This window comes from Pseudomonas sp. PNPG3 (genome assembly GCF_023093815.1).
GTDB lineage: Bacteria > Pseudomonadota > Gammaproteobacteria > Pseudomonadales > Pseudomonadaceae > Aquipseudomonas > Aquipseudomonas asiatica.
On record NZ_JALLKV010000010.1, the window covers coordinates 59,582 to 74,683 of the forward strand.

Consider the following 15,102-nt stretch of genomic DNA (forward strand, 5'->3'; position numbering starts at 1 on the left):
TGTCATGTTTCCAGCCAGCGCCCCGTGGCGATGGCCTTTGACCAGAGGAACGACCGTGCATAACGTCGTGATCAGCGGCACCGGCCTGTACACCCCGGCCCAGAGCATTTCCAACGAAGAACTGGTGGCGTCCTTCAACACCTGGTCGCAGCAGTTCAACCAGGACAACGCCGCCGCCATCGAGCGCGGTGAAGTCGAGGCGGCGCCGCTGTCCGATGCGGCGTTCATCGAAAAGGCCTCGGGCATCAAGAGCCGCTTCGTCATGGACAAGGCCGGCATTCTCGACCCGCAGCGCATGAAACCGCGTCTGCCCGAGCGCTCCAACGACGAACCGTCGGTGCTCTGCGAAATGGCCGTGGCCGCCGCCCGCCAGGCCCTGGAGCGCGCCGGTCGCACGGCGGCCGATGTCGACGGGGTGATCGTCGCCTGCTCCAACCTGCAGCGCCCGTACCCGGCCATCGCCATCGAAGTGCAGCAGGCGCTGGGCATCCAGGGCTTTGCCTTCGACATGAACGTGGCCTGCTCGTCGGCCACTTTCGGCATCCAGACCGCCGCCAACAGCGTGGCCCTGGGCCAGGCGCGCGCGGTGCTGATGGTCAACCCGGAGGTGTGCACCGGCCACCTGAACTTCCGTGACCGCGACAGCCACTTCATCTTTGGTGATGCTGCCACTGCGGTGTTGCTCGAACGTGCCGACAAGGCCACCTCGGCGCACCAGTTCGACATCGTCAGCAGCAAGCTGTGGACCGAGTTTTCCAACAACATCCGTAACAACTTCGGCTTCCTCAACCGCGCGGCGGAAGAGGGCGAGGGCGCGGCGGACAAGTTGTTCATCCAGGAAGGCCGCAAGGTGTTCCGCGAGGTGTGCCCGAAGGTGGCCGAGCTGATCGGTGAGCACCTGCAGGAAAACGGGCTGCAACCCAGCGATGTGAAACGCTTCTGGCTGCACCAGGCCAACCTCAGCATGAACCACCTGATCGTCAAGAAGCTGCTGGGGCGTGAAGTGGCCGAAGAAGATGCACCGGTGATTCTCGACCGTTATGCCAACACCAGTTCGGCGGGGTCGGTGATTGCCTTCCACCTTTACCAGGACGACCTGGCCAAGGGCTCGCTGGGCGTGTTGAGCTCGTTTGGTGCGGGGTATTCGATAGGTAGCGTGGTTCTGCGCAAGCGCTGATTGAGCGCAAGCCAGTATCGACCTCTTCGCGGGTGAACCCGCTCCCACAGGTACTCCACAGGCCCTGAGATCTGTGGGGGCCCTGTGGGGTTTACCCGCGAAGAGGCCGGTGCATTTTTCACAGGCAAAAAAAGCGGGAAATGCCGGATGGGGTCGGCATTTCCCGCTTCAGGTGAAGCAGTGCAGGGTTTTGCTTAGAACTTGGCTTCCAAGTCTACCTGCAGGGTATCTACATCGGCATCGCTGTTGGGCAACTGCGACAGGTCGGTCTTGGCCATCAGGTAGGCAGCGCCCAGGGAGAAGTTCTTGTCGATTTCATATCCGACCTTGAACTTGTGCCCGCGCGAACCGGTAAAGCCGTTGCCGAAGTCAGAGTCGGTGAACAGGCTGACCACGGCGTTACGCTGCACGTCGCGGTAGTTGTAGTCCAGGCTCCAGGCGCCGACCTTGGTTTTCAGGCCTGCCAACCAGGCCTGGTCTTCGCCATCGGTGCTCTCGGTGTTTTTCACATACTGACCGTAAGCAGAGAGCGGGATGGCAAAGCCGGTGAAGTCCAGCTGGCCGAAGCCTTCCACGAGGTTGAACTCGTTGGTGGTGTTGCCGAACGACTGCAGGATGGTGGCTTCCTTGTCGTTGTCGTAGCCATAGATACTGGCACCTACGGTCAGCTTGAGCACGTCTGCCGGGGCGAATTTGGCGCCCAACTGGCCGTGATAGACCTGTGCGTCATGCTTGTATTGCACGCCGTCGCCATCGACGTTGTCCTTGAGGGTGTACTGACCGGCGCTGGCGAACACTTCGGCCCCGCTCAGGTCGGTCTTGTAGGTGGCTGCCACGCCTTCCGGGTTGATGTCGCTGTCCCAGATGATGTCGCCCATGCTCACCCATGGCTGCGCCATCTTGCCGCCAATCAGGTGCAGGTTGGGAACTGCAGTCGGGTGCCAGTCGAGGTAGGCCTGGTCGACCCACAGCGACTTCTTGTCGAAGTAGTTGTCGAAGCTCTGGTTGGTCGAACGGCGGTCGGCACTGCTGCCGGTGGCGATACGGATGCCCGCGTCGACCTGCGGGTTGATTTCGCTGTAGAAGCCGACACGGGCACGCACGCGCTGGCGGTCCTGGTTGCCGCTGCTGCTGTTCGGGTCGTCGACGTTGACGTCTTCGTAACGCAGGCGCAAATCACCCTTGACCTGGGTCTTGGCGGCCCATGCCACTTTCTGTTCAAAGGAGCTCATCCGTTCGGACTGAGCTTTCTGAGCGGCCTTTTCCTTGGTTTCTTGAGCCAGGTCCGCCTGCAGTTCGTTGTACTGCGCCTGGTTGATCGAGCCATTGGCGCGGAGCATTTCGAGCAGCTTGGCGTCGACAGCTGCACTGGCCGGAGTACTCAGAGCCAGCATCATGCCGGTGAGGCTCACTCCGGTAAGTGTAGAAACAAGACGCATAAGGTTCTCCCTGTTGAATAAGATGGGGAGGCTCAAGCGCCCGCCCCTGTGTTGGCATGTCTTCGGAAAGGGCCTGAATAGACAGGTTCTGGGGTTCCGGAAAACAGGCGCAAGTATTGCGGGGGCGAATGACAGATTAATGTCGAATTGGTGGCACTGCGGTTAAGTAATTGAGAATAAAAGGATCTGTCCCGGCTATCGTGATTTGAGTGGTGGGCCTTCCTTGGGGATACTGGGTACCTTGAAACAGCGAGCCGAAACCGTGACCAGCCTGTACAGCCTTGCTCATTTGCGTGATCTTCCGGCGGCCACCTGGGATGCCCTGGTGCCCGCTGGCCAACCGTTTCTACGCCATGCGTTTCTAAGCGCCATGGAGGACAGCGGCAGCGTCGCGCGCAACACCGGCTGGGCCGCCGAACACCTGGTGCTGGAACGTGACGGGCGGGTACGGGCGCTGCTGCCGGCGTACCGCAAATGGCACTCGTTTGGCGAGTACGTGTTCGACCATGGCTGGGCCGATGCCTGTGAGCGGGCCGGCATTGCCTACTACCCCAAGCTGCTCGGTGCCGTGCCGTTCAGCCCGGTCAGCGGCCCACGCCTGCTCGCCGCCGACCCAGCCGATGGCCTGCTGGTGCTGCAGGCGTTGCCGGAGTACCTGGCCAAGGGCGGGCTGTCTGGCGCGCACATCAATTTCACCGAGCCGGCGCTGGACGAACAGCTGGCCGGCCAGCCGGGCTGGATGGAGCGCCTGGGCTGCCAGTTTCATTGGCGCAACCACGGCTACCGTGACTTCCAGGATTTTCTCGACAGTCTGAGTTCGCGCAAGCGCAAGCAGATGCGCAAGGAGCGTGAACAGGTGGCCGGGCACGGTATTGAATTCCGCTGGTACCGTGGGGCTGAACTGGATGAGGCGCAGTGGGATTTCGTCTACCGCTGCTACGCCAATACCTACGCGGTGCGCCGCCGTGCGCCTTACCTGACACGCGAGTTCTTCAGCCTGCTTGCCGAGCGCATGCCCGAAGCGTTGCGCGTGGTGATGGCGCGGCAGGGTGGCCGTGATGTGGCCATGGCCCTGAGCCTGGTGGGGGGCGACAGCCTGTTTGGCCGTTATTGGGGGTGCCTGGACGAATTCGACCGGCTGCATTTCGAAACCTGTTTCTACCAGGGCATGGACTTTGCCATTGCCGAAGGGCTGCAGCGTTTCGATGCCGGGGCACAGGGGGAGCACAAGCTGATTCGCGGCTTCGAGCCGGTGCTGACGCGGTCGTGGCACTACCTGCTGCACCCGGGGCTGCGGCGGGCGGTAGAGGATTTTCTGGCGCAGGAGCGGGAAGGGGTGCGGGCGTATGCCGAGGAGGCCAGGGGAATGTTGCCCTATCGCCGGGACTGATCCATTCATATTGCCTGTGCCGGCCCTTTCGCGGGTGAACCCGCTCCCACAGGTACTGCACAGACCGTGAAATTTGTGCGGTCCCTGTGGGAGCGGGTTCACCCGCGAAGAGGCCAGTACAGGAATCAGTCGACCCCGACAAACCCCCCGGTCTGGTGATGCCACAACCGGGCATACAAGCCTTGCTGCTCCAGCAGTTCACTGTGGCTGCCACTCTCGACAATCCGCCCCTTGTCCAGCACTACCAGCCGGTCCATCCGGGCGATGGTGGAAAGCCGGTGGGCAATGGCGATCACCGTCTTGCCCTGCATCAGCGTCTCCAGGCTTTCCTGGATTGCTGCCTCTACCTCCGAGTCCAGCGCCGAAGTGGCCTCGTCCATGATCAGGATCGGTGCATTCTTCAGCAGCACCCGGGCAATGGCGATGCGCTGGCGCTGGCCACCCGACAGCTTGACCCCGCGCTCGCCCACATGGGCATCGAAACCGGTGCGCCCCTGAGCGTCCGACAGCTGCGGGATGAACTCGTCGGCGCGGGCCCGGCGCACCGCTTCATGAAGCGCGGCCTCGCTGGCATCGGGGCGGCCATACAGCAGGTTGTCACGGATCGAGCGGTGCAGCAGCGAGGTGTCCTGGGTGATCATGCCGATCTGCGCGCGCAGGCTGGCCTGGCTTACCTCGGCAATGTCCTGGCCGTCGATGAGAATGCGCCCGCCCTGCACGTCATACAGCCGCAGCAGCAGGTTGACCAGGGTCGACTTGCCTGCCCCCGAGGGGCCGATCAGGCCGATCTTCTCGCCCGGGCGTATGTCCAGGCTGAGCCCTTCGATCACGTTGGCGGCCTTGCCGTAATGGAAGTCCACATCATCGAAACGCACCGCACCGCGGCTGACCTTGAGCGCCGGTGCGTTGGGCCGGTCGGTGACGGTGACCGGCTGGGCGATGGTCTGCAGGCCGTCCTGGACCATGCCGATGTTCTCGAAGATGCCGTTGACCACCCACATGATCCAGCCCGACATGTTGACGATGCGGATCACCAGGCCGGTGGCCAGGGCGATGGCGCCGACGGTGATCAGCGACTGGCTCCACAGCCACAGCGCCAGGCCTGTGGTGGCGACCACCAGCAAGCCATTGAGGGTGGTGATGACCACGTCCATGCTGGTGACCACGCGTGCGGCCAGCTGGGTTTTCTCTGTCTGTTCGCGGATCGCTTCGCGCGCGTACTGCTGTTCGAAGTCGGTGTGGGCGAACAGCTTGAGGGTGGCGATGTTGGTGTAGCCGTCGACTATGCGGCCCATCAGCTTGGAGCGGGCGTCGGAGGAAATCACCGAACGCTCCTTCACCCGGGGGACGAAGTAGAACAGCGCGGCGATGTAGCCTGCGATCCATAGCAGCAGCGGCAGCATCAGGCGCCAGTCGGCCTCGGCGAACAGCACCAGCGAGGTAATGGCGTAGATCAGCACGTGCCATAGCGCATCCACCGCCTGCACCGCAGAGTCTCGCAGTGAGTTGCCGGTCTGCATGATGCGCTGGGCGATGCGCCCGGCGAAGTCGCTCTGGAAGAAGTTCAGGCTCTGCTTGAGTACATAGGTGTGGTTTTGCCAGCGGATCAGGCTGGTCATGCCGGGGTTGATGGTCTGGTGCACCAGCAGGTCGTGCAGGCCGAAGAATATCGGGCGCAACAGCAGGATCACCACCAGCATCCAGATCAGTTCGCCGCTGTGTTCGCTGAAGAAACTGGCATTGGGCGTGCCCTGTGCCAGGTCGATGATGCGGCTGAGGTAGCTGAACATCGCCACCTCGATCAGCGAGGCGAACAGGCCCACCACCAGCAGGGCGAGAAAGCTCGGCCACACCTGGCGCAGGTAGTACAGGTAGAACGGCCACACCTGGCCAGGTGGCGACTCGCTGGGCGCGTCGCGGAAGATGTCGATCAGTTGCTCGAAACGGCGGTACAGCATGGGTGACAAGACTCCTGTGCTACCCGACCCCGGAAGGTTTTCACGTCCCTGTGAAACCTGCGGTCAGTCGATGCGTTTGGCGGACTTGATGTAGACCGGATCGGCTGGCACATCGCGCATGCCTTTCTTGACGGTGGTCGGTGAATTGACGATCTGGTCTACCACCTCCATGCCCTTGGTCACTTTGCCGAATACGGCGTAACCGGCGTCGCGGCCCGGATTGAGAAAATCGTTGTCGGCGACGTTGATGAAGAACTGGCTGGTGGCCGAGTTCGGGTTGGATGTGCGCGCCATCGACAGCGTGCCACGGGTGTTCTGCAGGCCGTTGCCGGCCTCGTTCTTGATCGGGTCCTGGGTTTCTTTCTGCACCATCTGCTCGGTGAAACCGCCACCCTGGACCATGAAGCCCGGGATCACGCGGTGGAAGATGGTGTTGTTGTAAAAGCCGCTGTCGACGTACTGCAGGAAGTTCTTGGTACTGATCGGTGCCTTCTCGGCGTTGAGCTCGATCTCGACCTGGCCGAAGCTGGTGTCCAGCAGTACGTGCGGGGTCTTGTCGGAGGCCATGACGCTGGTGGCGAAGGCGACCGAGCAGGCGGTGAGCAGGAGTTTTTTCAGCATGGGCTCAAAGATCCTTGAGAGGTGGAAGCGGCTGCAAGGAACTGCAGCAGGGTCTGGTTGAAGACCTCGGGTTGGTCGAGGGGTGTAGCGTGCCGGGAATCGTCGATGACCACCAGCCTGGCGTGAGGCATCAGGGCAACGTAGCGTTCTTTCAGTTGTATCGGGGTGTAATCCTGGTCGGCTGCGATCACCAGGGTAGGACAGTGAACCTGGCCGATGCGTTCCTGCACACCCCAGTCGACGATGGCGTCGAAACTCTTGAGGTAGGCGCGCTTGTCGTTGCGTGCCCAGCGCTGGGCCATCTTGTGCCGCAGTTCGGCCTGCTGCGGTTTGGGGAACAGCCGCTCGGCCAGGCCCTTGCCGACGGTTTCGACACTGAGCAGGCGCGCCAGGCCCCAGCGCTTGAGCCACCACACCCAGTCACTGCGGGTGCGACGCTTGACCTCGGGGGCGCTGTTGACGATGCACAGGCTGCGCAGCCACTGCGGGTGGTCGACAGCGAACTGGAAGGCGACCATGCCACCCATGGACAGGCCGACGATGTGCACGGGGCCGGTGTGCAGGTGTTCGAGCAGGGCCAGCAGGTCGGCACTGAAGGTGGCGATCTGGTAACCGTCGCGTGGCTTGTCGGAGCGGCCGTGGCCGCGGATGTCCATGAGGATTACCCGGTAATGGCGGCTGAGCACCGGCACCTGCAGCTCCCAGTCCTGGCAGCTGGAGCCCAGGCCATGCAGCAATACCAGGGGTTCGCCCTGGCCGTATTCCTCGTAATGCAGTGTGCATCCTTCGTGTTCGAAATAGGCCATGGGCGCGGTCCTCTCAGGCTTGCGGGGGGGCTGCGAAGGGCACGTCCAATGGCGCGGTGTCGAAATTGCGCAGCAGGTCGATGAGAATCTGCGTAGCCGGGCCCAAGGTCTTCTCTTTGCTCGAATAAAGGTAGAACAGTGGGTGGCGGCTGCCACCCTGATCCAGCGGCAACGGCTTGAGCACGCCTTCGCGTAGCTCGCGCTCGATCATGTGGCGGGGCAGCCAGGCAAAGCCCAGGCCACTGCTGACAAAGGTAGCGGCGGTGCCCAGGCTGCCGACGGTCCAGCGTTGCTCGGCACCCAGCCAGCCGACATCGCGCGGCTGGGCGCGGCCCGAGTCGCGGATTACCACCTGCAACTGGCTCTCCAGGTCCTGGAAGGTCAGTTCGCGGCCCAGGCGGTGCAGGCTGTGTTCGGGGTGGGCGACGGCGACGAACTCCACCGCGCTCAGTTCGGCGCCCAGGTAGCCGCCGATGCTGTAGCTGCTGATGGCCAGGTCGGCGATGCCTTCGTGCATCACTTCCTCGACGCCAGACAGCACTTCTTCACGCAGGCGCACCCGGCAGCCACGGCTCTGCGGCATGAACGCGGCCAGGGCGCGGACCAGGCGGGCACTGGGGTAGGCGGCATCCACCACCAGGCGTACCTCGGCCTCCCAGCCCTGTTCCATGTGGTGGGCAAGGTCTTCGAGCTGGCTGGCCTGCTTGACCAGGTGGCGCGAACGGCGCAGCAGCACACTGCCGGCCTCGGTGAGCACCGCCTTGCGGCCGTCGATGCGCAGCAGCGGCACGCCCAGTTGCTCCTGCATGCGGGCCACGGTGTAGCTGACCGATGACTGCGAGCGGTGCAGTGCCTCGGCGGCCTGGGCAAACCCACCGTGATCGACCACTGCCTGCAGGGTTCGCCACTGGTCAAGGGTTACGCGCGGCGCTTTCATCTTTCGCTCCTGTTGTCCTAAGCTGCGCTCTTTCAAGGAGAGCGGCCAATGAAGAAATGTTGTGCGGCAATACTGATGTGCCTGCCCCTCGGGGCCATGGCTTATCCCATCGACGTTGAGAAGGAACTGACCGGGGTAAAGCTCGACTACACCGCCTATGACACGGCCTATGACATTGGCGCCATCACCCTCAACAACTATGGGCAGGTACCGGCCGCGTGCAAGGTGACCTTCCGCAATGGCCCCGAGGCACCAAGGGTGCGCCGGGTGAACGTACCGGCCGGTAAAAGCGTCGATGTCACTGCCAAGTTCAACCGGCAGATCATCAAACTACGGATCGCCTTGAACTGCAGTGCAGAATAAACTGATAAATCGATAGATTGAACCCATTTTTTACGCTTTTTTATCGATAGGTCAACCCGTAATCTCACCTCCATCGAATCGCAACCCTTTTTGCCGATGGAGGCACCCCAATGTCCCGCGTACTGATCATCGAAAGCAGCGCCCGCCAGCAGGATTCCGTTTCCCGTCAGCTGACCCGTGATTTCATCCAGCAGTGGCAGGCCGCCCACCCGGCCGATCAGATCAGTGTGCGCGACCTGGCCGTGAACCCGGTGCCGCACCTGGACGCCAACCTGCTGGGTGGCTGGATGAAGCCCGAAGAACAGCGCAGTGCGGCGGAACTGGACGCCTTGGCCCGCTCCAACGAACTGACCGATGAACTGCTCGCCGCCGACGTGCTGGTGATGGCTGCGCCGATGTACAACTTCACCATCCCCAGCACCCTGAAGGCCTGGCTGGACCATGTGCTGCGTGCCGGCATCACCTTCAAGTACACCCCCACCGGCCCGCAGGGTTTGCTGACCGGCAAGCGCGCCATCGTCCTGACTGCCCGTGGCGGCATCCACGCCGGCGCCACCAGCGACCACCAGGAACCGTACCTGCGCCAGGTAATGGCCTTCATCGGCATTCACGATGTCGACTTCATCCATGCCGAAGGCCTGAACATGAGCGCTGACTTCCACGAGAAGGGCGTCAACCAGGCCAAGGCCAAGCTGGCGGCGGTGGCCTGAGGCTTAGCGAATTCCCAACCCTGACACCTGTTGTTGCTCCTTTGGGTGTACCTGCCCGGCCTGCATGGCCGGGCTTTTTTTTTATGCCTGGAATTTCATGGGTGCCTGTGCCGGCCTCTTCGCGGGTAAACCCGCTCCCACAGGGATATCACGGCACCTGAGGCCTGTGGTGTCCCTGTGGGAGCGGGTTTACCCGCGAAGAGGCCGGCACAGCCCTTACATTCCTCATGGTTGAACTCATTTGCCGCAACCCGCTAAGGTCGCGGCCTTGATCCACGAGAGGCAACCATGGGCTACCTGATAATCGTCGCGCTGATCCAGGCGTTTTCCTTCAGCCTGATCGGCGAGTACCTGGCCGGGCACGTCGACAGCTACTTTGCCGTGCTCGCGCGCGTGGTGCTGGCTGGCCTGGTGTTCCTGCCGCTGACCCGCTGGCGCCAGGTCGAGCCGCGCTTCATGCGCTCTATGCTGCTGATCGGCGCGTTGCAGTACGGCATCACCTACGTCTGCCTGTACCTGAGCTTTCGCGTGCTCACCGTGCCGGAGGTGCTGCTGTTCACCATTCTCACGCCGTTGCACGTGACGCTGATCGAAGACGCCATGAACCGGCGCTTCAACCCGTGGGCGCTGCTGGCAGCGCTGGTGGCGGTGGCCGGCGCGGCGGTGATCCGCTTCGACACCATCAGCGGCGAGTTCTTCATCGGCTTCCTGCTGCTGCAACTGGCCAACTTCACCTACGCCGCCGGCCAGGTGCTGTACCGCCATCTGGTTGCACGCCACCCCAGCGACCTGCCGCACTACAAGCGCTTCGGCTATTTCTACCTGGGGGCTTTGCTCGTGGTGTTGCCGGCCTTCCTGCTGTTCGGCAACGCCCAGCACCTGCCGACCACCGATGTGCAGTGGCTGGTGCTGCTGTTCCTGGGCCTGTGCCCGACGGCGCTGGGGCTGTACTGGTGGAACAAGGGCGCCTGCATGGTTTCGGGCGGGACGCTGGCGGTGATGAACAACCTGCATGTGCCGGTAGGGTTGCTGCTCAATCTACTGATCTGGAACCAGGACGAGCCATTGGGCAGGCTGCTCATCGGCGGGGCAGTGATCCTGGCGTCGGTGTGGATGAGCCGCCTGGGTACCCTGACGTTATCAAGCAAGCCATGGCGCAGTCAGCTATGACGCGTTCGTTACTGAACCCAAATTCCGCCGGTCCCTACCCGATAATCCGGAAAACAAAATCGGGAGACCGGCGTGAAGCTAGAAACGCGAAGTATCGAATTTGTCCCACACGCAGAGCGTTATGGCACGCCTAAACGATTGTTCACCATCTGGTTCAGCTCCAATTTCCAGATAACCGCGCTGATGGTCGGCACCCTGGGCATTGCATCGGGGCTAAGCCTTGGCTGGACCTTGTTGGGCCTGTTGGTCGGTAACCTCATCGGCACCGTGTTCATGGCCGCGCATTCTGCCCAAGGGCCTCACCTGGGCGTGCCACAGATGATCCAGAGCCGGGCCCAGTTCGGTGTCCATGGTGCCGCGCTCCCTCTGCTGGTGATGGTCACGGCCGCAGTCCTGTTCCTCGCCGCCAGCGGCGTGCTGATGCGCAGTGCCTTGCAGGCGCTGGTGCCCATGAGCGATGACCAGGCGATCGTGGTGGTCGGCTTGCTGACCTTTGTTATCGGCTTTGTCGGCTACGAGCTGATCCACCGCCTGGGCGCGTGGATGAGCCTGTTGTCCACGCTGGTTTTTGCGGGCGCCCTGGTGCTGATCCTGCTGCACCCCGGCGACATGGCAACCACGACGGCAGTGAGTACCGGCTTCTCGTTCACCGCCTTCAACCTGATCGTGGCCCAGTCGGCCTCCTGGACGCTGGGGTATGGCCCCTATGTAGCCGATTACTCGCGCTACCTGCCGGCCAACGTCAACCCACGCGCCACGTTCTGGGCCACCTACTGCGGTTGTGCGCTGGGCTCCTTCGCCATGATGGCACTCGGCGCGCTGGTGGCAGTGGCATTGCCGTCGGCACTGGGGCATGACCCGGCCACAGCCATTGCCGCGTTGTTCGGCCCGTGGGCGCCGTTGGCGCTGGCAGTGATAGCGCTGGGGGTGATCCAGTACAACGTGCTGTGCCTGTACAGCGCCTACATGTCGTCGGTCACGATCTTTGGTGCCTTCAAGGCCATCCGGCGTGTGACCGCGACGGCCAAGGCCTTGGTAATGGCTGGCCTGACCGCAGCGGCAACGCTGATCGCCATCGCCACCCAATACAATTTCGATACGTTCTTTGCCGACATCCTGATCGGCCAGCTGTACCTGTTGATCCCATGGAGCGCCATCAACCTGGTGGATTACTACTGGGTATGCAGGGGCCGCTATGATGTGGGGGCGCTGTATGACTCCAAGGGGCGTTATGGATGCTTCAATCGTCGAAGCCTGGCGGTGTACGCCGTGTCGATCATCGGTACCATCCCGTTCATGAAGCTGTCGTTCTACACGGGGTTCGTGGCTGAGTGGCTGGGGGCGGATATCAGTTGGGCGATGGGGTTGATCCTGGCCGGTGCGCTGTACTGCATGGTCCATGGGCGCGGGAGCAACCGGCTTTCGACAACCATGAATGCGCACACCTGACTCGGCCCTGGCACGAAAAGGGCTGCTTAAACACCACCCTCGTAATGCCTGTCAGTCAAACAATTTGGGGCCGCTTTGCGGCCCATCGCCGGCAAGCCAGCTCTCATCGAACTGCACATAACTCATTGAATTAGCAGGGGCCCTGTGGGAGCGGCTTTAGCCGCGAACACCGGCGCAGCCGGTGCCATGCACCGCGTTGGATTCTTCGCGGCTAAAGCCGCTCCCACAGGTACAACGAAGATCTCACGATCTGCGTGACCTCTGTGGGAGCTGGCTTGCAGGCGATGGGCTGCGAAGCAGCCCCGGCAATATCAAGCCTCGCTCATGTCTTCCAGCCGACGCGGCACAGGCTCTTGCGATACACGCCCGCTCAACCCCGCCCGCATGTCGTTGCCACTCGGCTGCTGATACAGGCTCAAGCCAAACTCCGGCAACACCGCCAGCAGGTAGTCGAAGATATCCCCCTGAATCCGCTCGTAATCCGCCCACACCGTGGTGGTGGTAAAGCAGTAGATCTCCAGCGGCACGCCCTCGGCGGTGGTCTGCATCTGCCGCACTATGCAGGTCATGTTCGGGTGCACGTTGGGATGATTCTTCAGATAGGCCAGGGCAAACGCTCGGAAGGTGCCGATGTTGGTGAGCTTGCGGCGATTGGCCGACAGCTCGGCCACCGGCCCCATGGCCTCGTTCCAGCGCTGCAGCTCCTGGCGCTTGCCGGCCAGGTAGTCGGCCAGCAAGTGCACCTGGCTCAGCCGCTGTTCTTCCTCGCGAGTCAGGAACCGCACGCCGGCCGCGTCGATGAACAGGCTGCGCTTGATGCGTCGGCCACCGGACTGCTGCATGCCGCGGTAGTTGCGGAACGACTCGCTCATCAGGCGCCAGGTGGGGATGGAGACAATGGTCTTGTCGAAGTTTTGCACTTTCACGGTGTGCAGGGTGATGTCCACCACATCGCCATCGGCGCCCACCTGGGGCATTTCGATCCAGTCGCCCACGTGCAGCATGTCGTTGCTGGTCAGCTGCACACTGGCGACGAACGACAGCAGGGTGTCCTTGTACACCAACAGCAGCACCGCCGACATGGCACCCAGACCCGACAGCAGCAACAGTGGCGAGCGGTCGATCAGGGTGGCGACGATGACGATGGAGGCGAAGATCCACAGCATCATCTTGGCCAGTTGCACGTAACCCTTGATCGAGCGGGTGCGGGCGTGTTCGGTGCGGGCGTAGATGTCGAGCAGGGCATCCAGCAGGCACGACAACGCCATGGTCATGAACAGCAGGGTAAAGGCCAGGGCGACATTGCCGAGGAAGTGCTGGGCGGTGTCGGACAGCTCGGGCACCAGTTTCAGGCCGAACTGCAGCACCAGTGACGGCGTGGTCTGTGCCAGGCGGTGGAAAACCTTGTTGTTGCGCAGGTCGTCCAGCCACTTCAGCGCTGGCTGGCGGGCGAGCAGGCGGGCGCCGTGCAACACCAGGAAGCGTGCCAGGCGGCCGATGACCAGGGAAACCAGCAGCAGCACCGCCAGGCCGATGGCCGCGTGCAGCATCGGATGTTGGTCAAGGGTGCCCCACAGGTCGAGGGAGTCACGCCAGATTCGTTGGATATCCATGGGCTTGCGTACAGTCTTTGTTGCCAAACGAAGCGCCATTAGAGCGCGGATGGCGACAAAGTTGCCAAAAGAAATTCGGCTAAGGCGGCAGAAAACGTTACCCTATGCAACTGAATTTTCCGCACTTGCCTGAGGTTACCTCCGTGTTCTCCCAATTCGCCCTGCATGAACGCCTGCTTAAAGCCGTGGCCGAGCTTAACTTTGTCGAGCCAACCCCGGTGCAGGCCGCGGCCATCCCCCTGGCCCTGCAAGGGCGTGACCTGCGCGTGACCGCGCAGACCGGCAGCGGCAAGACCGCGGCCTTCGTGCTGCCGCTGCTCAACCGCCTGGTCGACCTGCGCGAACGCCGCGTCGAGATCCGCGCGCTGATCCTGCTGCCGACCCGTGAGCTGGCCCAGCAGACCCTCAAGCAGGTACAGCTGTTCTCGCAGTTCACCTACATCAAGTCGGGCCTGGTTACCGGCGGTGAAGACTTCAAGGAACAGGCCGCCATGCTGCGCAAGGTGCCGGACGTGCTGATCGGCACCCCGGGCCGCCTGCTCGAGCAGCTCAATGCCGGCAACCTCGACCTGTCCCACGTGCAGGTGCTGATCCTCGACGAAGCCGACCGCATGCTCGACATGGGCTTTGCCGAGGACATGGAGCGCCTGTGCAAGGAGTGCGAGAACCGCCAGCAGACCCTGCTGTTCTCCGCCACCACCGGTGGTGCGGCCCTGCGCGACATCATCGGCAAGGTGCTGAAAGACCCAGAGCACCTGATGCTCAACAGCGTCTCGCAGTTGGCCGAAGGCACCCGCCAGCAGATCATCACCGCCGACCACGACCAGCACAAAGAGCAGATCGTGCAGTGGCTGCTGGCCAACGAAACCTTCGACAAGGCGATCATCTTCACCAACACCCGCGCGCTGGCCGACCGCATCTACGGCCACCTGGTGGCCAAGGACGTGAAGGCCTTCGTGCTGCACGGCGAGAAGGACCAGAAGGACCGCAAGCTGGCCCTGGACCGCTTCAAGCAGGGCAGCTCCAAGGTGCTGGTGGCTACCGACGTTGCGGCCCGTGGCCTGGACATCGACGGCCTGGACCTGGTGATCAACTTCGACATGCCGCGCAGCGGTGACGAGTACGTGCACCGCGTGGGCCGTACCGGCCGTGCCGGTGGCGAAGGCCTGGCGATCTCGCTGATCACCCACAACGACTGGAACCTGATGTCGAGCATCGAGCGCTACCTCAAGCAGCAGTTCGAGCGCCGGGTGATCAAGGAAGTGAAGGGCACCTACAACGGGCCTAAGAAGGTCAAGGCCTCGGGCAAGGCGGCTGGCAGCAAGAAGAAAAAGGTCGAGAAGAAGACCGGTGACAAGAAGGCGGCCGCCAAGCGCAAGCCAACCGCCAAGCCGAAGGCCAATGCACCGCTGGCCAGCGCTGACGGCCTGGCGCCGCTGAAGAAGCGCAGGCCTGCGGCTGAGTAACGC

Annotated in this window: 13 protein-coding genes; 7 read left to right on the forward strand and 6 right to left on the reverse strand. The window is 62.7% G+C overall.

Going from position 1 to position 15,102, the window contains the following annotated elements; genetic code table 11:
- The first annotated feature begins 55 nt into the window (after positions 1 to 55).
- On the forward strand, positions 56 to 1,177 hold the full coding sequence (locus MJ643_RS09600) for a beta-ketoacyl-ACP synthase III (protein ID WP_024087555.1): 1,122 nt from the start codon (positions 56 to 58) through the stop codon (positions 1,175 to 1,177).
- A gap of 194 nt (positions 1,178 to 1,371) precedes the next feature.
- Here MJ643_RS09600 and MJ643_RS09605 read toward each other — a convergent pair whose 3' ends face one another.
- The gene (locus tag MJ643_RS09605; RefSeq protein WP_208209595.1) at positions 1,372 to 2,616 is read right to left on the reverse strand and encodes a putative porin; all 1,245 of its coding nucleotides are present in this window, start codon (positions 2,614 to 2,616) and stop codon (positions 1,372 to 1,374) included.
- 262 nt (positions 2,617 to 2,878) lie between these two features.
- Between MJ643_RS09605 and MJ643_RS09610 the strand changes: the two genes are divergently transcribed.
- Positions 2,879 to 4,006, forward strand: a complete 1,128-nt coding sequence (locus tag MJ643_RS09610) for a GNAT family N-acetyltransferase (RefSeq protein ID WP_013973710.1) — start codon at positions 2,879 to 2,881, stop codon at positions 4,004 to 4,006.
- A gap of 125 nt (positions 4,007 to 4,131) precedes the next feature.
- Here the strand turns inward: MJ643_RS09610 and MJ643_RS09615 are convergent, their stop codons facing one another.
- From MJ643_RS09615 to MJ643_RS09630, 4 genes are all read right to left on the reverse strand, one after another.
- Positions 4,132 to 5,964 (reverse strand): ABC transporter ATP-binding protein, encoded by a 1,833-nt coding sequence (locus MJ643_RS09615; protein ID WP_013973709.1) that lies wholly within the window; start codon positions 5,962 to 5,964, stop codon positions 4,132 to 4,134.
- Positions 5,965 to 6,027: 63 nt separating this feature from the next.
- Entirely contained in the window at positions 6,028 to 6,585 is a 558-nt protein-coding gene (locus MJ643_RS09620; protein ID WP_013973708.1) for a peptidylprolyl isomerase A, read from the reverse strand.
- The gene (locus MJ643_RS09625; protein WP_013973707.1) at positions 6,579 to 7,391 is read right to left on the reverse strand and encodes an alpha/beta hydrolase; all 813 of its coding nucleotides are present in this window, start codon (positions 7,389 to 7,391) and stop codon (positions 6,579 to 6,581) included. Before MJ643_RS09625 ends, MJ643_RS09620 begins: the two co-directional genes overlap by 7 nt.
- A 13-nt stretch (positions 7,392 to 7,404) precedes the next feature.
- The gene (locus MJ643_RS09630) at positions 7,405 to 8,328 is read right to left on the reverse strand and encodes a LysR family transcriptional regulator (protein ID WP_009683100.1); all 924 of its coding nucleotides are present in this window, start codon (positions 8,326 to 8,328) and stop codon (positions 7,405 to 7,407) included.
- A 48-nt stretch (positions 8,329 to 8,376) separates the two neighbouring features.
- Here MJ643_RS09630 and MJ643_RS09635 point away from each other — a divergent pair, with 48 nt between their 5' ends.
- The 4 genes from MJ643_RS09635 to MJ643_RS09650 all read left to right on the forward strand — a co-directional run bounded on the left by MJ643_RS09635 (position 8,377) and on the right by MJ643_RS09650 (position 12,020).
- Complete coding sequence (locus MJ643_RS09635; RefSeq protein ID WP_012051530.1) at positions 8,377 to 8,691, forward strand: hypothetical protein; 315 nt, start codon at positions 8,377 to 8,379, stop codon at positions 8,689 to 8,691.
- 110 nt (positions 8,692 to 8,801) lie between these two features.
- Positions 8,802 to 9,401, forward strand: coding sequence for an FMN-dependent NADH-azoreductase (locus tag MJ643_RS09640; protein WP_013973705.1), 600 nt, complete (start codon positions 8,802 to 8,804; stop codon positions 9,399 to 9,401).
- Positions 9,402 to 9,689: 288 nt separating this feature from the next.
- On the forward strand, positions 9,690 to 10,571 hold the full coding sequence (locus MJ643_RS09645) for a carboxylate/amino acid/amine transporter (RefSeq protein ID WP_208209594.1): 882 nt from the start codon (positions 9,690 to 9,692) through the stop codon (positions 10,569 to 10,571).
- A 72-nt stretch (positions 10,572 to 10,643) separates the two neighbouring features.
- The gene (locus MJ643_RS09650) at positions 10,644 to 12,020 is read left to right on the forward strand and encodes a cytosine permease (RefSeq protein ID WP_038410074.1); all 1,377 of its coding nucleotides are present in this window, start codon (positions 10,644 to 10,646) and stop codon (positions 12,018 to 12,020) included.
- A 311-nt stretch (positions 12,021 to 12,331) separates the two neighbouring features.
- On the opposite strand, the gene MJ643_RS09655 is transcribed toward MJ643_RS09650, so the two are convergent.
- Positions 12,332 to 13,633 (reverse strand): mechanosensitive ion channel family protein, encoded by a 1,302-nt coding sequence (locus MJ643_RS09655; protein ID WP_024087553.1) that lies wholly within the window; start codon positions 13,631 to 13,633, stop codon positions 12,332 to 12,334.
- 104 nt (positions 13,634 to 13,737) lie between these two features.
- Between MJ643_RS09655 and MJ643_RS09660 the strand changes: the two genes are divergently transcribed.
- Positions 13,738 to 15,099, forward strand: a complete 1,362-nt coding sequence (locus MJ643_RS09660; protein WP_038410073.1) for a DEAD/DEAH box helicase — start codon at positions 13,738 to 13,740, stop codon at positions 15,097 to 15,099.
- Positions 15,100 to 15,102: the final 3 nt, after the last annotated feature.